The following is a 17,211-nucleotide window of genomic DNA, read 5'->3' on the forward strand; positions in this document are numbered from 1 at the left end:
AAGTCCGGCCTACTTCAGGCCGCGGCGGCGTTTGGCCGCGATCAGCGTGTTGCTCATCAGCATAGTGATCGTCATCGGTCCCACTCCGCCCGGCACCGGCGTAATGAACCCGGCCACTTCCCGGGCACTCTCATAATCCACATCCCCGGCGAGCTTGCCTGTATCCAGACGGTTCATGCCGACATCAATCACAATCGCCCCCGGCTTCACGAACGAGGCATCGATGAAGTTAGCCCGGCCAATCGCTACCACCAGGATATCTGCCTGACGGCTAAGCTCAGCCATATTCGCTGTGCGCGAGTGGCACATGGTTACTGTGGCATTCTCACGCTGTAACAGCAGGGATACAGGCTTGCCGACAATATTACTACGGCCGATTACAACAGCATGCTTACCGGAGATGTCCGTACCTGTCCGCTTGATCAGTTCAATGACCCCGGCAGGCGTACAGGGAAGCAGACTGTCATCCCCGATGACGAGGTTCCCCACATTGACCGGGTGGAAGCCGTCTACATCCTTCTCCACCGAAATGGCGTCAATCACAGCCTTCTCTTCAATATGCTTCGGAAGCGGCAGCTGAACGAGGATGCCGTCAATATCGCTGCGGCCGTTCAGGTCTGCCACCAGTGCCAGCAGCTCCTGCTGGGTGGTAGCAGCATCGAGCCGGTGCACTTCGGAATGGAAGCCCAGTTCAATACAGGACTTCTCCTTGTTGCGCACATAGACCTGGGAAGCCGGATCTTCACCGACCAGAACGACAGCCAGACCCGGCTTCACGCCGCGCTCTGCTAAGTCTGCAACCTCCCGGGCAATTCCGATCCGAATGTCGTCCGATACCTGTTTACCGCTGATAATCGCTGCTGTCATGTAGGTCTCTCCCCTATTGTCTATTGAAGGCTTATAAGCCTGTTACTGCCGCTTGCTGCTCAATCTGAATCGAATCTGAAGCTGAACTACAGCTCAGCTCTAAGCGTGTCCACATCCTGAATCATTTTACCGAGGACACCGTTCACGAATTTACCGGAATCTTCTGTGCCGAAATGCTTGGCCAGATCAATCGCCTCATTGACAGACACCTTGGCTGGCACATCGCTGGCGAAGATCATCTCGAAGGTAGCCAGACGCAGAATCTGACGGTCTACGCGTGACAGGCGGCTCATCTGCCAGCCCTTAAGGTAATGCTCCAGCATATCGTCAATCGCCATTTTGTGCTCCCACACGCCGTTAACATGGGTAACTACATAAGCCTTAAGTTCAATCTCATCTGTAATGACGCGCTCGGTTTCGTTCTCATCCGCCGCTTCTTCAATCAGCATCTCAACCGCTTCAGTTACCTCAACATCGTTCATTTCCATCTGATACAGGCTTTGTACAATAATTTCTCTCGCTAAACGTCTCTTCATGTGTTCCTCCTACGAACTAACTTTCATTCTTGTTTTCGTTTATTTTGTTGTTTTTGATGTTACGCAATTCAACTACAATCATCGGAAATCGGACCATACTAGTACTTACATTTCCCTAAATGCGGATTTCAAACGAATTCAGCTTCCTAAGCCGCAAAAAAACCGCGCAGCCTTTCTTCCGCAGGTCAGCAACTCAAAGTAACGGGTTCCAGGCTTCCGGGAGAAAGACTATCGCGGTTCACTTGAAGGGACGCCAGCGTCCGGACAGCCGCTCTGCGATCTCCTGCCATTGAACCAGGGGACCCTGCGCGGTATCCTTTCGTTTGCCGAACGTATATCCGATGAACACTACCAGTGCAAAGAACAGCATATCCCAAAAACCGCTAATCAGATAAATCAATCCGAGAAAGACACCGAAGGCAACTCCGGTAATTCTACCCCCGTGACTTTCCCATACTTCTCTCCAGGACATAAGGGAAACTCACCTCTATTCCACTCGACTTTTGAAGCTTGGTGCCTGTGTGAGGTTAGCAATGTATACAGACACATCTGCAACCGGAATTCCGGTTGTCTCCTGCACGAAATCATGTACCTGGCGCTGTACATCCGTAGTTAGCAGCGGCAGCGAATGCTCGCCGTCGACGACCGCCCGGATCATAATCTCAAGACCCGCCTGTGAGACACGGATGCGTGATTTCAGGTCGCGGATGCCCTTCACTTTGCCCGCAGCCTTCAGACTCAGGTTCTCAATGGTCTCCATCGAGATCTGAATATCCCCGTATTCTGTTCGCTGATCCACAGACGGCAGGGATGCGCGGTCGCGGCGCAGGGAGATGTAGAAGAAGCGGATGCTCAGCAGGAACAGAATGACCGCCACCGAGATTGCAGCGATATAGACCGCCGGTCCGTCCGAAATCTCATACTTGTCCGGGATGATACCGCTTAAGAGGAGGATGGCAGTTACAGATAGTATTCCAATGCTTAAGCTGTAGAGGAACAGCAGAAGCCTGTCCAGAATTTTGGCCACGAGTCTCACAACCTCCTTAAATTAAGGTAAACCCTCGACGCACTGTCGGGGGTTTATGGAAGAACTGAACCCTTACTTCACGCGGATAACCGCATCCGTGTCCTCGCTCTTGTCAATGCTTGTATTGCTTTTGAACTGCACATCATGAATATGCACATTCACTTCCACAACGGTCAGACCGGTCATGGTTTCGATGGAGCGCTTAACATTGCGCTGAATTTCAGCAGCCACTTCCGGAAGACGGTAGCCGTATTCGATAATTACGGACACATCCACCGCAGCCTCGCGCTGTCCAACCTCAACCTTAACCCCTTTGGACAGGTTCTTGCGTCCGAGAAGCTCCACGATTCCGCCGGCGAAACCGCCGCTCATTCCGGCCACACCTTTCACCTCAACGGTTGCCAAACCGGCGATAACCTCGATCACTTCTGGAGCGATCTGGATTTCACCGATTTCCGTACGTTCAAATTCTGTCGGCAATGTACTCATTTGGACTTCACACCTTTCCAGCAAAAAAGTTGTAGGGGCACTTCAAGCGGGCAGTACGCCTATTATTAAACATACTATATCATTTGACGAACTTTATGACAAACCATGAGAAGCCGTCCTAAACTTCATACTCCTCAAGGAACTTGATATCGAAGTTCCCGTCCAAAAACACCGGATGCTCCAGCAGTCTCTGGTGGAATGAAATGGTGGTATGTATGCCCTCCACCGCAAATTCAGCCAGTGCACGCTTCATCTTGGCGACAGCCTCTTCCCGGGTCGGTGCCCAGACGATCAGCTTGGCAATCATGGAGTCATAAAAAGGTGAAATGGTATAGCCGGGGTAAGCTGCGCTGTCCACCCGTACACCGAGTCCGCCCGGAGGCAGATAGAAGCCTATTTTGCCGGGAGACGGCATGAAATTACGTTCAGGGTCCTCCGCATTGATCCGGCACTCGATCGACCACCCGTTGATGACAATATCCTCTTGGGTGAAGGAGAGAGTGTTACCTTCCGCCACAGAGATCATTTCCTTGATCAGATCTACTCCGGTAACCATCTCTGTCACTGGATGCTCCACCTGGATACGGGTATTCATCTCCATGAAATAGAACTGGCCGTCAGGCCCGAGCAGGAATTCAAGTGTGCCCGCCCCCGAGTAATTAACTGCATGCGCGGCACGGACAGCCGCTTGGCCCATCGCCTCACGGGTTTCCGGTGTCAGGATGGAGCAAGGTGCTTCCTCCAACAGCTTCTGGCGGCGGCGCTGCACAGAGCAGTCACGTTCACCCAGATGGACTACGTTGCCGTGATTATCGGCGATGATCTGAATCTCCACATGCTTCATGCCGGTCAGGAATTTCTCCAGGTAGACCCCGGCATTGCCGAAGGCCTTCTGAGCCTCCTGCTGGGCTGCGGTAATCTGCTTCACCAGTGACTCTTCATCCTCGGCAATACGGATGCCCTTGCCTCCGCCGCCTGCGGTAGCCTTGACGATGATCGGATACCCGATATCCCGGCCCAGCATCACCGCTTCTTCTATGTCGCCGACAAGCCCCTCGGAGCCCGGTATAATCGGAACCCCAGCCTGCTTCATCGTCTCCTTGGCTACGGCCTTGTCGCCCATCCGCGTAATTGCATCCGGCGACGGACCGATGAAGGTAATGTTGCAGGATTCACAGATCTCGGCGAAATCTGCGTTCTCCGCCAGGAAGCCATAGCCGGGGTGAACGGCATCGCATTCCGTCAGCGTAGCAACGCTCATAATATTAGTAAAGTTCAAATAGCTGTCCTTGGCGGGCATCGGTCCGATACAGTACGCCTCATCCGCAAGACGGACATGCAGGGAATCACGGTCCGGTTCCGAATAGACAGCCACGGTGGCAATACCCAGCTCGCGGCAGGCCCGGATAATGCGGACCGCAATCTCGCCGCGGTTGGCAATCAACACTTTTTGAATGTTCATGCATTTCCTCCCAAAGTTTAGCGAAGCTTGCAAGCTCCTCCTCATTCTCGCGGCAATTATTCCGCTCTCACCAGAAACAGCGGCTGGCCGTATTCCACCAGTTGCCCGTTCTCAACCAGGACAGAGACAATCTCGCCCTTCACTTCGGCTTCCAGCTCATTCATCAGCTTCATCGCTTCAATGATGCAGACCGTGGATTTCTCATTTACCCGGTCTCCGACATTAACAAAGGAAGGCGTCTCCGGTGAAGCGGCACTGTAGAAGGTCCCGACCATCGGCGAGACGATTTTATGTAATGCGCCTTCAGCGGAGGTTGCGGGCTGCTGCGCCGCAGCAGGAGCTTCACTGACAGCCGGAGGGGCAATGAACTGCGGACTTTGCGGCTGCGGGGCTGGCGTAAAGGGGTAGTTATAAGGAACCGCCTGAATTACTGTTCCTTCAGCTTCAGAGCGATCCGGTTTACGGATAGCCAGCTTCATACCTTCGCTTTCAATCTCCAGCTCGTGCACGGAGGAAGTCTGGTCCAGCAATTGAATTAATTCCTTAATCTCACTTAACTTGAACATTGGGTAGTTCACTCCTTCAGCTTTCTCTCGAAGCCATTTTGGGACGCAGGCTGAGCAGGATACGATATCCGTTCTGACAAGCATACCTGTAAGGCGGGTCTGCTCTGTAATTCTCTTGAATCGCTACCTTGTGTAACCGCTACCTGCGTAATCTTCTTTTTCTATGCATCGATAACTTTATGTATTATATCACAAACGCTAGAAATGGAAAGAGCCTGGGACGCGCCCGGGCTCTTTCGGCATTTTATTCTATTTTCCCTGATTATATTCAGCAGGCTTACTGCTCCGAGACGTATTGGACCTTAATCTTGTCTTGGGTAACGCTCAGTTCCTTCATTACAAAATCCACGATGCCAACCGCCTGCTTCACATCCAGCTTATCGCTGAGCACCACGATTGTATAGGCGTCACCCGCTTCTTCTTTCACAATGGCCTCACCGTATTTTTGTTGAAGCTTTTCTTCAATCCCGGTGATTTTGGATTCCTTCTCTTCCAGCTTGTTAAGCTGTTCCTGGGCAACCGCACTCTCGGCTGGTGTCTTATCCATATTGTTAATCAGTGCCATAAGATCATTGTGGTCCTTCAGGTTCTTCTGCTCGCGTTCGTACAGATAGTTCGTGAACAGGCTGCTGGCCGATACGCTCTGCGAAGCCACTTCATCCAGGATTTCCTTATCATCCTTCGCCGAAGTCTTGTCTACAGCGGCTGACGTATCTTTGCTGTCTTTGCTGTCTTTGCTGTCCTTGGTATCCTTAGTGTCCTTATTTTCCTTGGTATCCTTGCTGCCAGCCGTATCCTTGCCTTTATCAGCCGTAGTAGTGGCTGCCTTATCCGTTGTAGCAGTTGTATCCTTAGCGGTATTGCTGCTGTCAGCAACCACACTGCTGTCATCTATCACGGCCGGAGTCGTACTGTCTTCAGTTGCCACTGTTGATGCTGCTTCATCCTTGACGGTCTTGCTGCTGTCATCCACGGTTCCTACTGCAATACCTTTGTCTGTGCTGACCTCTTTGATGACAAGTCCGCTGTCAAGCGTAGTGGCGGTTCCGCCGCCCGTCCCGTCTTTTATAGTGTCCACCTGGATGCTGCCTGCGGTTTCTTTGGGGATGGGAGCCCCCGTATCTTCCGTGAACAGATAATATGCAGAGAGCACTACCATCAAACTGAGCATAGAAACCAGCCAAATCGTTTGTCTTTTGCCCTTCATTGTTTATACCTCCTATAATTTTGTTGCCAGCCCTCTTGTCGTGTGTGTCGCGTGTGTATCGTACAAGCCTCTTCTGTTAAAGCATATGCCGGGGTTGCCTGAGACATGCCTATTCCTGCTTGCGCGGGACAACAGAAATCCGGTAGACCGGAACGTTAAGCCCTTTTTCAACCGCCTGCTCAATCAGACTGCGCACGACCTTGTTCTCTGCCCCTTTGGCGACCACCAGCACTCCCCGTACCTGAGGCTTCACCCGCTTGGTGATGATCGGGGCCTCGTTCCCTGACTGGCTGTAAGTGACGATCTGGCCGTCCCTGGTGTACTGGGTGGTATGGCGTTTACCGCCGCTGGCATCTGTTTCTTCACTTTGCTGCTGCGAGTCATTCATATTGCGCTGCACGATAATCTCCTCTGTGGAATCTACGGTGACCATGATATCTACAGTACCGACCCCCACGATTTTCTCCAGAATCCCCTTCGTGCGGTTCTCCATCGCCAGTTCGATGCTGTCAAAAGAATTCGCGCTCCCGGCCTCCTGCTGCAGGACGGTCTGCGAGGTCCCGCTGTCCGGCGGTTCACGCCCCGTGTTCTCGTTGTCCAGCTTCTTCACATTCACGAAGGAGTTGAACAGCATGATCGCAACACCCAGCAGGCCGATAATGATAAGCCAGCGGAAGGTGTGGCTGCGCTTCGGGCTGCCGCTGCCGCCTCCGGCCCACTGCTCCAGCTTTTTCAGCCAATTGCCCATTGATTGCCCGCCTCCTCTTATGATTTCACGGTACCGGCCCCGCTGCTCTGCACCTTGATCAGGGTGGGGTCCAGGTTCCAGTTCTGCTCCAGCAACTTGATAATTGTTCCGGCTTCCTCCGCCAGGGGCTCCTGCGTCCCCTCCGTTCCACTCCCGGAAGAGGATGACGCCGGAGCCGAACCCCCTGAGGAAGCAGCTTCCTGCGCTTCACCATCCCCGCCGCTGCCCTCCAGGCTGACCTGGACCGGTTCCACAGGGTTAATCTGGATCGGCCCGGCTGACGGGTGGGCTGCAGTACCAGCGCCCGGGACAGCGCCTCCAGAGGCGCTCTGCTCCGGCGGGAGAGCTACCGTGACCGAGGAGATCAGCGGCACCTCCTCGCCCAGCGGCGCATTTGGGTTCGGGCCCATGGCCAGGGCCACCGTCACCTTCACCCCGCCGAGCCCGGTGCTCCCGGCAATCTGGTCGCGCATCTGGCCGGCGATTTCCTCGGCAGCCAGCTTCAGGCTCTGGTCACGTGCTCCGGCAGCAAGCATCCGCCCGTCTGCCAGAATCTTGTCCAGCGAATCCGGTGCGCCGCCCGTTCCGCTTAGTAGCCCTCCGCTTCGTTCCTGCTGCTGCATCGCCACGGTCAACTCCTTGCTCGCATCCCCCTTCAGCAGAGAGATTATCGGGCTGAGCATCGTTAGCAGAACCAGCAGGCTGAGCACCAGCCTGGCGTAGCGTTCCATGGATTTACTGGGCAGCAGCATCTCCACGAATGCAGCCATCAGCACGACGAGAATCAGCTCATGGAGCCAACTGCTGAGCCAGGACATGGCGCACCTCCTTGTCATTTCGTTCTATCGCATCATCACGGTCACATTGCCCGCAGTCAGCATAATGGTTACCGCCAGGAAGAACATCAGCGAGACGGCGGCCAGCGCTGCGAAGACGTAAACCATGCTTTTGCCAATTGTCTGCAGGCAGGTCACGATCGGTGTCTCGCCCAGCGGCTGCATGACAGCGGCAGCAAGATTGTAAATCAGGGCGAGGATCAGAATTTTGATTGCCGGGAACGCGCACAGGAAGAGGATAATGATCACTCCCGACAGCCCGATGGCGTTCTTCACCAGCAGTGAGGCCGAGATGACTGTGTCCGTAGCATCCGCGAACATTTTACCGATCACCGGTACGAAATTCCCTGTTATATATTTGGCCGCGCGTATAGTCACTCCGTCTGTAACCGAGCTGGTAATCCCCCGGACGGAGATCACGCCGAGAAACACCGTCAGCAGCACCCCCAGCAGCCCGGCCCCGATATTGCGCAGCAGGTTGGCCAGATGGGTCAGCTTGTATTTCTCCGACATGGCGCTCACCAGATGCAGCACCGCCGAGAAGAACAGCAGCGGGAAGACCAGCGTATGAATCAGCGTGCCTACGGTATGGATCATGAATACAATCAGCGGGTGGGTTACCGACACCGTGACGATATTGCCCATCGAGGCCAGCAGCGCGAACAGCAGCGGAATCATAGCCATCATGAAGTCGATCATCCGGTCGATGGCATCCTTGGCATACCCGATAGCAACGTTGAAGCTGTTGACGGCGATGACAAGCACCACCATGTAGCAGAGCATATAAGCGATCTTACTGACGGATTTCCGTTCAAAAGCGGTCTGCAGTGTCTCCAGAATCATGCTCAGCACACTGATCATCACTATCGTGACCAGCAGCTTGCCGTTGTAGAGCACCTCGTGCCACATGAAATTCATCAGGCCGGACAATACGCTTTTGAAGCTTAAGCCCTTATCCCCCGGCAGCAGCATATCCATCAAGGAAGGTGTCCGGCCCTCCGGGAAAAATCCACCGTAGTCCTTCATTAGCTGGTCCCAGTAAGACTCCACTTTGTCCTTTGGCAGATGCTCCACCTGCCCTTTCACCCACTGGTCAACAGGAGACGCCGGGCCTCCGCTGCCGCCTGTAGCCGGGGACGAAGGAACCGGAGCCGTACTTGCAGCATCTGCAACACTTGCAGAACTTGCGGCACTTGCCGTGCTTCCACACAGCAGAAGCAACTGGAGCACCAGCAGCAGGGCTGGCAGAAGCAGGAGCGCTTTTACCCCTTTTGGCGGCCGAAAAATACTATACTCCTGCATTCCCCTCACCTCCGCTTTACTCCAACTTGTCCGGCATGTCCGCTGTATCAGGCTGGCAGCAGCTTCATGACCGTTTCAATAATAATGCTGATAATCGGAACAGCCAGTACCATGATCAGCACCTTGCCGGCCAGCTCAATCTTGGAAGCAATCGATTCCTGCCCGGCATCCCTCACGATCTGCGCCCCGAATTCCGCGATATAGGAGATGCCGATGATTTTGAACACGGTTTTGATATGGATCATTTCCATCCCGGAGGATTCCGCGACCCGCTCCAGCGTACCGAGAATCGTTCCGATCTTGCCGATCAGGAACAGGAAGATCAGAATGCCGGCCGCAGTAGTCAGCAGGAAGGCGAATACCGGCTTTTGCTCCTTCAGGACGAGGATAAGGACCGTCGCCAAGATGCCAATTCCCACAATCTGAATGATTTCCATAACTTCAGCCTACTGAAAAAGAAAAATCGTTTTGATTTCCTGCAGCAGCCCATCCAGCATGCGGATGACCATGAACAGGACGATGATAAAGCCGACAATCGTTACCCAGTGGGCGATATCCTCTTTGCCCATCTGCTTAAGCACCGTGTGGATCATGGCGATAATGATGCCGATGCCGGCAATCTGAAAGATCGCGTTGACTTCAATATTCATTCCTGGCACCTCGCTAAAAGATCAAAATGACGATCAATGCTCCAAGCAGCAGACCCAGGCTTTTACTCACCTTCTCATACTTGCCCTGATCTTCTCTGGCCGCTGTCTCCTCCTGCTTCAATTGCTGTAAAGCTAGTGCAATATGCGTGCTCTGATTCGGCCGGTCACTGGTTCCGAGCGTGCAGCTGAGCTGCCGGATGATCTCCTTCTCCGTGCCCCGCAGCGATGCGCTGCTCCAGTGGGCTTCCACCGCCCGCCGGATGGCCTCTTCCGCACTGTAGTTATGCGGCGGATTCATCTCGTCCGCCGCCGTAAGAAAGAAGGCCCGCAGCGGCTCCTTCGTCTGCAGCCCGATCCGGCGCAGCGCCTCCGGCAGCGGCGTGTAGCCGTACTGGATCTCGGTCTCCAGCCGCTGGAGCGCTGCAATCAAGGCCCGGATATGCCTTGGCCGGTCGGCATACTGGGCCGCCCGCTTGAAGCCGGCCAGTGTTCCGGCCAGCACGATCAGTACCGCGCCAAGCAGTTTAAGCATGGCGGTCACCCCCTGACACCGGCTGCTCCTCCGGCGAGACCAGCAGCAGCCCGCGCTTCTGGGCATCCAGAATGCGGAAGGACAAGCCGGAGGCTCCGCGGTGCAGAATCACATACCGCTCGAACATCCGGTGCTCCAGCAGCCCGCCGAGGCCCGGCCGCCGGGCCAGCTCGGACACTTCCTTGCCGTGCGCGGAAGCGACCACCGAGATCCCGGCGTGCAGCGCCTCGGTCACCGCATCCGCGTCCTCCATGCGGCCGATTTCATCGGCGATCAGCACATCGGGCGACAGGGAGCGGATCATCATCATCATGCCTTCCGCCTTGGGGCAGCCGTCCAGAATATCCGTGCGCGGCCCGACATCGAAAGCCGGAATTCCCCGGCGGCTGCCCGCAATCTCGGAGCGTTCGTCGACGATGCCGACCTTCAGCCCCGGCCGGCTGCCTTCCCGGCCCCCGCTTGTACCTGCCGACAGCTGCCTGGCCAGATCGCGCAGCAGTGTGGTCTTGCCATGCTGCGGCGGGGACAGGATCAGCGTATGCATGACCCGCTGCCGCCCCCGGTCCAGCAGATAAGGCAGCACGCCATCGGCGATGCCGTGCACCTCACGGGCAATCCGCACGTTGAAGCCGGTAATATCACGCAGATGTTCCACACCGCCCCCGCTCAGAACCGTCCGGCCGCAGAGGCCGATCCGGTGTCCGCCCGGAATGGTGATGAAGCCCTTGCGCAGCTCCTCCTCCATCGTATAGAGGGAATGATTGCTGATGAGGTCCAGCAGCCGGTGCGTATCCTCCCGGTCCGGCCGGTACGCCTCGCCGGGTAGCTGGGTCAGGGTGCCGCCGGCGCCGATGAAATGATACTTGCCGGAATAGTTGATCTCCAGCGGCCGTCCCTCACGGACGCGAATCTCCTCCACCTTGTCCAGGAGCGCAGCGGGGAGGCCGCCGAGCAGCGCTCTTACTTTTTCGGGAAACAACAGAAGCCAGTCATTTGCCATACCAGGTACCCCCAAGCTGTCCTCTATTAATAGCTTTATTTCATATTTATGCTTGTACTTATGCTTTATGCCTATCATCTATCATTTCTTGAGAATCCCGAATAAGAGAATAGCCACCCCGCAGCCAATCCAGCCAAGCTTGCCCCAGGACAGCTGCTCTGCCATCCCTGTAAGGCCGACAGCCGTGGTCAGAATGAGGATCGTAGGGCCGACAAGCGCCAGTCCCGAATTGACAGCCAGCGCCTTATCCACCTGATTCAGCTTCAGCATAATCAAGGCCGCCGCAATCTCCACAGTGCCGGACAGCAGCCGCAGGCCAGACATCCAGCTTACATACTTGTCCAATGTTCTCAACTCCTTCGTTCAAATCTATGGATCGTACACAATCCCTGCACATCAAACAAGCTGTTATCCATGGATATGCGGAAGGGCGCGACTTTAGACAAGGAGAAATGGGGATACTAGCGGAATATTCAGGAGGTGTGAAAGAAATCATAGTCCCGCCTTCTATAAAAAAATATCATCGGTATGATAAAATTAATTTTGCCGTATCCAAAGATAACTGAGCAAAGAAGGGGACCACAGTCATGCAAGTTCGTAATTTCGTAATACCGCTTGTATCAGGAACGATAGCCAGACAGGTAAAAGAGGTAGCTATTATTGTATTTTCAGCCTTTCTGGTAGCAGCAGGGCTCCGCCTGTTCCTGATTCCGCACCAATTGCTCAGCGGCGGTGTAGCCGGGACAGCTTCCATCATCGGGTATTTGACTCATCCAAAATTTATCTCGCTGTACTATTTCGCCATCAATCTCCCGATCCTGATCTGGGGCTTCGTCGCCGTGGGTAAAAAGTACATCTGCTATAGCATGCTGTCTGTCCTGTGCACTACCTGGTTTCTGAACGTCATCCCTGTGGTGAAGCTCACCAAGGACCCGATTCTGGCCAGTATCTTCGGCGGGGTAATTATTGCGGGAGGGGTGGGCTTCTCGCTGCGGGCGGGCGGTTCTTCCGGGGGCTTCGACATTCTCGGTTCTATCATTACCCGTAAGCGGGATATTCCCATGGGCACCGTGTTGTTCGTCATGGACGGCCTGGTTATCTTATGTCTCGGCTTCTTCAAAAGCTGGGATTCCGCACTCTACGCGATGCTCTGTATCTTCGTCAAAAGCCGGGTGGTGGATATGATTCACATCCGCCATGTCAAGCTGACCTGCTTCATCGTCACCAAGGAGCGCGAGAAAATGCTGAACCGGCTGACCAGCCTGCCCCACGGCATCACCGTTGTGAACGCGGAGGGCGGGTACAGTCACGAGGGCAACACGATGCTGATGACCGTAACCACCCGCTATGAGCTGGCAGATCTGCGCAAAACGATTCTGGAGACCGATCCGAAATCCTTCGTTAACGTACTGGAGACCGTGGAGATTATGGGCAGGTTCCGGCGGCTGAGCTAGCGAGTGCATGGTGCGGGCCATTCTTAACTAATGTATGACACACAAAAAGAGTGCTGTTCTCCGCATCTGCGGGGAATAGCACTCTTCTGTAATTACGATACCTTCCGGCAGGCTTAGCGGCGGTCCTGTGGACCTCCAACGAAGGCTTGCTCTTCTGTATCTAAGTTATAAGCGGTATGCAGCGCCTGAATAATCTGCTGCAGGTTGCCGGATTCAATCACACACGATACCTTGATCTCGGAGGTGCTGACCATCTTGATGCTCACGCCTTCATTCGAGATGACCTCGAACATCTTGGCGGCAACCCCCGGGTGGCTAACCATCCCGGCGCCGACAATCGATACCTTGACCAGACTGTCCTCGGAAGTCACTTCACGGTAAGGCAATACGCTGTGCAGCCCCTGGATGACCTCTTTGGCCTTCTCAAGATCGCCAAGCGCTACAGTAAAGGAGAAGTCTGCCTCCCCTTTCTGCACTCCGCTCTGCACGATAATGTCAACATCCACGCCCTCATCGGCCAGCTTGCCGAATACCTGGGCGAGTACACCCGGCACATCAGGAACTCCCAGAATACTGATCCGGGCCACATTCTTGTCATAGGCAATTCCGCTTACTGCTACACCCTGCTCCATGCTTGCTTCCTCCTTCACCACAGTACCTTCATTATGGTTAAAGCTTGATCTTACGACCAGCTTCACTTGATATCGTTTGGCATATTCCACAGCACGCGGATGCAGCACGGCTGCCCCGAGATTCGCCAGTTCCAGCATCTCGTCGTAGGAGATTTCCTTCAACTTGCGCGCCGTCTTCACAATACGCGGGTCAGTCGAGTAGATGCCATCTACGTCGGTGTAGATCTCGCAGACATCCGCTTTGATCGCTGCAGCCAGCGCAACCGCTGTCGTATCCGAGCCTCCGCGGCCCAGTGTAGTGATCTCGCCATCCAGCGTCATGCCCTGGAATCCGGCTACAATCACAATCTGCTCACGCTCCAGCGACTCCAGCACCCGGCGTGGAACAATCTCACTGATCCGTGCCCGGCCGTGGGTCTCATCGGTACGGAACCCGGCCTGCCAGCCTGTATAGGATACGGCATTCCGGCCGATTCCGTGAAGCGCAATCGACAGAAGCGCAACGGAGATCTGCTCTCCGGTAGTCATCAGCATATCCATCTCGCGTGCGGGGGGCTGACCGTTCAGCTGATTCGCCTGATCGATCAGATCATCTGTGGTATCTCCCATAGCGGAGACCACCACAACGCAGCGCTGCCCTTCATCCTGCTTGGCTGCGATCCGCCCTGCAACACGCTTCATGCGTTCAACGTCGCCGACGGAGCTGCCCCCGAATTTCATGACATAAAGTGACAAAGTTCCATTCACTCCCTATTTCGCTCTAAAGTAGCTTAAATTTTGGTTAACGCTTTAACACAGTATAATACGAAAATCATAACATGCGTTAATGGTTTCACAAAATAAAATGCCCATTTTTGATGAACCCGGCCTTAACCCCGAACCCGCCGCGGCCTGCTCAGGCTTCATTCAGGTGCACTAATGCTCCTCATTCGCTCATCCAGCCCGCTTGGCTCCATTCAGGAGCACTAGTGCTCCTCATTACTCTCATCCAGCCCGCTTCGGCTCCATTCTGGTGCACTAGTGCTCCTCATTCGCTCATTCAGCCCGCTTTAGCCCAATTCAGGAGCACTAGTGCTCCTCATTACTCTCATCCAGCCCGCTTCGGCTCCATTCAGGAGCACTAGTGCTCCTCATTACTCTCATCCAGCCCGCTTCGGCTCCATTCAGGAGCACTAGTGCTCCTCATTCGCTCATTCACTCCACATTCAGCCCCACCGGAGACGTCCGTTAGAGGGATTTATCCCTTTGAGTCCTAATGTGCCTCCCGCTTTCTGCGGATCTGAGGGATTTATCCCTTTGATTTCCCCGGCCTGTCCACTTTTAGTTTAATTAAAGGGATTAATACCCCTAATCCCCCCATTCAGCTAACTTCCCGCTAAATCTGAGGGATTTATCCCTTTCATCCTTTTCAGCCCCTTTTCCATCACTTCTTCCCTCTCGCCCAGCCTGCCACAGCAAAAAGACCTCCACCGCATCAAGCGGGGAGGCCCTCAAGTTACAACTGGAATCCAAAAAGGCTCCTACGCGCGGGAGATATATTTACCTTCGCGGGTATCGACCAGGAGAACATCTCCTTCATTAATGAACAGCGGTACCTGAACCGTATGACCGGTCTCTAGAATAGCGGCTTTGGTTGCACCTTGAGCCGTGTTACCCTTCACGCCTGGTTCGGTCTCGGTAACCTTCAGCTCTACGCTGGTCGGCAGGTTGATCCCGAGGATTTCACCCTGGTAGCTGACGATATTCACTGTCATGTTCTCTCTAAGGAAGTTAAGCTCCCATTCGAGCTGCTTGGCTGTCAATTCGAACTGGTCGTAAGTCTCGTTGTCCATGAACACATGCTCAGAGCCGCTTGCATATAGGTATTGTACGCCACGGTTCTCGATGATGGCACGGCCAATGGTTTCACCGGCACGGAACGTGCGTTCAACCGTATTGCCGTTACGCAGGTTCTTTAGCTTGGAGCGGACGAAGGCTGCGCCTTTACCCGGCTTCACGTGCTGGAAATCTAGGACGGTGAAGATGTCCCCTTCTACTTCTACGGTCAAGCCTGTCTTAAAATCGTTAACTGAAATCACAAAAAATCCCTCCTGGAATCCATAAATGAACTGAATAATAGTGTCTTACAGTACCATGTAATCCTTAGATGAATGTGTCAGCAGCGTGATGCCGCTCTCGGTAATGACAATATCATCTTCAATCCGTACGCCGCCAAGACCTGAGAGATAGATTCCCGGCTCCACAGTGACAACCATCCCCGGCTGGATGACTTCATCCGCCAGCTTGGACAACCGCGGCCATTCATGTACTTCCATCCCGAGACCATGGCCTGTGCTGTGGCCGAAATATTCACCATACCCGTAGCGGGTGATGATATCACGGGCCAGGGCATCACATTCACGGCCGGTCATGCCGGGCTTGATATGCGCCAGCGTATGAAGCTGCGCTTCAAGCACAATATCATAGATCTCCTTCAACTTAGGGTCCGGTGATCCCAGAGCAATTGTACGGGTCACATCGGAGCAGTAACCGTCAAGGAGAGCGCCGAAATCGAAAGTGACGAATTCGTTGTTCCCGATAACCTTGCTGCTCGCTACTCCATGCGGCATAGCTGAACGCTCACCGGAAGCGACGATCGTATCGAATGAAGACGAAGTTGCACCATGCGTACGCATGTAGAATTCCATTTCCAGATCGACATCGCGTTCCGTCATGCCCGGCTTGATCACATTCAGGATATGACTGAACGTGGCGTCTGCCAGATCGGCAGCCCGCTGCATAACAGCCAGCTCTTCCTCGTCCTTGAACATGCGCAGGTTCTCAACAGCCTTCGATACCGGTACCATAGCTGCCGGGGCAAGAGCCTCCGCATAAGCGGTGTATGCACTGAAGGTCACATCATCCTGCTCGAAGCCGACACGGACTTGTCCGCCCTTCGGCAGCAGTTCCCGCACGGTGTCAATGAATTTCGAGTCATGCTGTACCACCTTGAGGCCATTCACCTGTTCCGAGGCCTGTGTCATATACCGGAAGTCCGTCAGCAGATAACTGTCATCACCGGTAACCAGCACGTACCCGGAGGAGCCGGTGAACCCACTCAAATAGCGGCGGTTATATCCGCTGGTAATTAACATCGCATCCAGTCCCAGTTCCTGCAGAACCTTACGCAGCTTGGAGACGCGCTTGTTGCCCATTTTCATTCTCCTCTCGAAATAGCCACATTGTATTTTACCATAGCCGCAGGCCAACTGAGAAGTTTTTTCGAAGGACCTAGGCCAGCTTCGTCTGCTGTTCGCGTTTGCGTTCATCCGTATACTCGATTGCCGCCGTATATCCGATGAATAATCCCCAGAGCAGGAAAAGGCAGAATTCGCTGATGACCGTGTTCCACGACAGCTTGAACGGCGGCTGGAGCAGGAATAGGCGCGAACACGCAAGGAACAGGACCGACCACCACAGCACTCCGTATATCATCCCGGGCCAAGGCCCGTTAAGCTTCCGGAAAATTAATACGTAGATCAGGGACGCCAATACTGAGAATACAATAAAAAACAAATATCCAAGCAGATGCCCGGCAGGGGTCACCAGAAATCCATGCTTGAAAAAGGGCTCCGCCAAAAATCCCGGAATGACCTTGGTAAAGTGCAAAACGTACATCAGCCAGTGCAATCCTCCCCAGATTAAACCGGCGAAATAACCCAGTTCAATGGAGAAATAAAAAGGATTCGTCTGGACGGTCTTGGCCTTGCTTGAAGAACTCATAGAGTTGCCTCTCTTTCGGTATGGGGTTAATCCGGTTTCCACTCCGCTCTCTATAGCTAGTATGTACAGCTAACGGCAATCCAACTAGTAATGTGGTTAAAAATTAGTTACAATGTATTATATAAATCATATCAATATACG

21 protein-coding genes are annotated in these 17,211 nt (G+C 54.1%); 1 reads left to right on the forward strand and 20 read right to left on the reverse strand.

What is annotated here, in order from left to right; all coding sequences use genetic code 11:
• Positions 1–9: 9 nt before the first annotated feature.
• The 16 genes from folD to NYE24_RS09230 all read right to left on the reverse strand — a co-directional run bounded on the left by folD (position 10) and on the right by NYE24_RS09230 (position 11,546).
• Positions 10–867 (reverse strand): bifunctional methylenetetrahydrofolate dehydrogenase/methenyltetrahydrofolate cyclohydrolase FolD, encoded by an 858-nt coding sequence (gene folD, locus NYE24_RS09155; protein ID WP_036698383.1) that lies wholly within the window; start codon positions 865–867, stop codon positions 10–12.
• An 86-nt stretch (positions 868–953) separates the two neighbouring features.
• Entirely contained in the window at positions 954–1,403 is a 450-nt protein-coding gene (nusB, locus tag NYE24_RS09160; RefSeq protein ID WP_076154413.1) for a transcription antitermination factor NusB, read from the reverse strand.
• Positions 1,404–1,641: 238 nt separating this feature from the next.
• A complete protein-coding gene (locus tag NYE24_RS09165) occupies positions 1,642–1,875 on the reverse strand; it encodes a DUF2273 domain-containing protein (protein ID WP_342478508.1) in 234 nt (77 codons plus the stop codon).
• Positions 1,876–1,890: 15 nt separating this feature from the next.
• Positions 1,891–2,430: an alkaline shock response membrane anchor protein AmaP gene (amaP, locus tag NYE24_RS09170; protein WP_076154414.1), complete on the reverse strand. Its 540-nt coding sequence runs from the start codon at positions 2,428–2,430 to the stop codon at positions 1,891–1,893.
• Positions 2,431–2,502: 72 nt separating this feature from the next.
• Positions 2,503–2,919 carry an Asp23/Gls24 family envelope stress response protein gene (locus NYE24_RS09175; protein WP_036698392.1) on the reverse strand — a complete coding sequence of 139 codons (417 nt, stop codon included), beginning with the start codon at positions 2,917–2,919 and terminating at the stop codon, positions 2,503–2,505.
• A 118-nt stretch (positions 2,920–3,037) separates the two neighbouring features.
• Positions 3,038–4,381, reverse strand: a complete 1,344-nt coding sequence (gene accC, locus NYE24_RS09180) for an acetyl-CoA carboxylase biotin carboxylase subunit (RefSeq protein WP_076154415.1) — start codon at positions 4,379–4,381, stop codon at positions 3,038–3,040.
• Between the two features lie 56 nt (positions 4,382–4,437).
• Positions 4,438–4,947 carry an acetyl-CoA carboxylase biotin carboxyl carrier protein gene (accB, locus tag NYE24_RS09185; RefSeq protein WP_076154416.1) on the reverse strand — a complete coding sequence of 170 codons (510 nt, stop codon included), beginning with the start codon at positions 4,945–4,947 and terminating at the stop codon, positions 4,438–4,440.
• 277 nt (positions 4,948–5,224) lie between these two features.
• Positions 5,225–6,154, reverse strand: coding sequence for a SpoIIIAH-like family protein (locus tag NYE24_RS09190; RefSeq protein WP_342478509.1), 930 nt, complete (start codon positions 6,152–6,154; stop codon positions 5,225–5,227).
• Between the two features lie 109 nt (positions 6,155–6,263).
• Positions 6,264–6,902, reverse strand: a complete 639-nt coding sequence (gene spoIIIAG, locus NYE24_RS09195) for a stage III sporulation protein AG (protein WP_076154418.1) — start codon at positions 6,900–6,902, stop codon at positions 6,264–6,266.
• A 17-nt stretch (positions 6,903–6,919) separates the two neighbouring features.
• The gene (spoIIIAF, locus tag NYE24_RS09200) at positions 6,920–7,720 is read right to left on the reverse strand and encodes a stage III sporulation protein AF (RefSeq protein WP_076154419.1); all 801 of its coding nucleotides are present in this window, start codon (positions 7,718–7,720) and stop codon (positions 6,920–6,922) included.
• Positions 7,721–7,744: 24 nt separating this feature from the next.
• Positions 7,745–9,040: a stage III sporulation protein AE gene (spoIIIAE, locus tag NYE24_RS09205; RefSeq protein WP_076154420.1), complete on the reverse strand. Its 1,296-nt coding sequence runs from the start codon at positions 9,038–9,040 to the stop codon at positions 7,745–7,747.
• 47 nt (positions 9,041–9,087) lie between these two features.
• Positions 9,088–9,477, reverse strand: a complete 390-nt coding sequence (gene spoIIIAD / locus NYE24_RS09210) for a stage III sporulation protein AD (RefSeq protein WP_036698407.1) — start codon at positions 9,475–9,477, stop codon at positions 9,088–9,090.
• A 9-nt stretch (positions 9,478–9,486) separates the two neighbouring features.
• Positions 9,487–9,690 (reverse strand): stage III sporulation protein AC, encoded by a 204-nt coding sequence (spoIIIAC, locus tag NYE24_RS09215; RefSeq protein ID WP_020426549.1) that lies wholly within the window; start codon positions 9,688–9,690, stop codon positions 9,487–9,489.
• Between the two features lie 13 nt (positions 9,691–9,703).
• Entirely contained in the window at positions 9,704–10,222 is a 519-nt protein-coding gene (gene spoIIIAB, locus NYE24_RS09220) for a stage III sporulation protein SpoIIIAB (protein WP_036698413.1), read from the reverse strand.
• Positions 10,215–11,222: a stage III sporulation protein AA gene (gene spoIIIAA, locus NYE24_RS09225; RefSeq protein WP_342478510.1), complete on the reverse strand. Its 1,008-nt coding sequence runs from the start codon at positions 11,220–11,222 to the stop codon at positions 10,215–10,217. The genes spoIIIAB and spoIIIAA overlap by 8 nt, the downstream gene beginning before the upstream one ends.
• Before the next feature lie 81 nt (positions 11,223–11,303).
• Positions 11,304–11,546: a YqhV family protein gene (locus NYE24_RS09230; RefSeq protein ID WP_341185255.1), complete on the reverse strand. Its 243-nt coding sequence runs from the start codon at positions 11,544–11,546 to the stop codon at positions 11,304–11,306.
• Positions 11,547–11,809: 263 nt separating this feature from the next.
• On the opposite strand from NYE24_RS09230, the gene NYE24_RS09235 reads away from it, so the two are divergent.
• Positions 11,810–12,676 carry a YitT family protein gene (locus NYE24_RS09235; RefSeq protein ID WP_179090387.1) on the forward strand — a complete coding sequence of 289 codons (867 nt, stop codon included), beginning with the start codon at positions 11,810–11,812 and terminating at the stop codon, positions 12,674–12,676.
• 113 nt (positions 12,677–12,789) lie between these two features.
• On the opposite strand, the gene NYE24_RS09240 is transcribed toward NYE24_RS09235, so the two are convergent.
• The 4 genes from NYE24_RS09240 to NYE24_RS09255 form a co-directional block, all read right to left on the reverse strand.
• On the reverse strand, positions 12,790–14,043 hold the full coding sequence (locus NYE24_RS09240) for an aspartate kinase (protein WP_342478511.1): 1,254 nt from the start codon (positions 14,041–14,043) through the stop codon (positions 12,790–12,792).
• A 785-nt stretch (positions 14,044–14,828) separates the two neighbouring features.
• Entirely contained in the window at positions 14,829–15,386 is a 558-nt protein-coding gene (gene efp / locus NYE24_RS09245; RefSeq protein WP_036698418.1) for an elongation factor P, read from the reverse strand.
• Between the two features lie 45 nt (positions 15,387–15,431).
• Positions 15,432–16,502: a Xaa-Pro peptidase family protein gene (locus NYE24_RS09250; protein ID WP_036698420.1), complete on the reverse strand. Its 1,071-nt coding sequence runs from the start codon at positions 16,500–16,502 to the stop codon at positions 15,432–15,434.
• A gap of 76 nt (positions 16,503–16,578) precedes the next feature.
• The gene (locus tag NYE24_RS09255) at positions 16,579–17,070 is read right to left on the reverse strand and encodes a YqhR family membrane protein (RefSeq protein WP_036698422.1); all 492 of its coding nucleotides are present in this window, start codon (positions 17,068–17,070) and stop codon (positions 16,579–16,581) included.
• Positions 17,071–17,211: the final 141 nt, after the last annotated feature.

Source organism: Paenibacillus sp. FSL H7-0350 (genome assembly GCF_038593195.1).
GTDB lineage: Bacteria > Bacillota > Bacilli > Paenibacillales > Paenibacillaceae > Paenibacillus_AQ.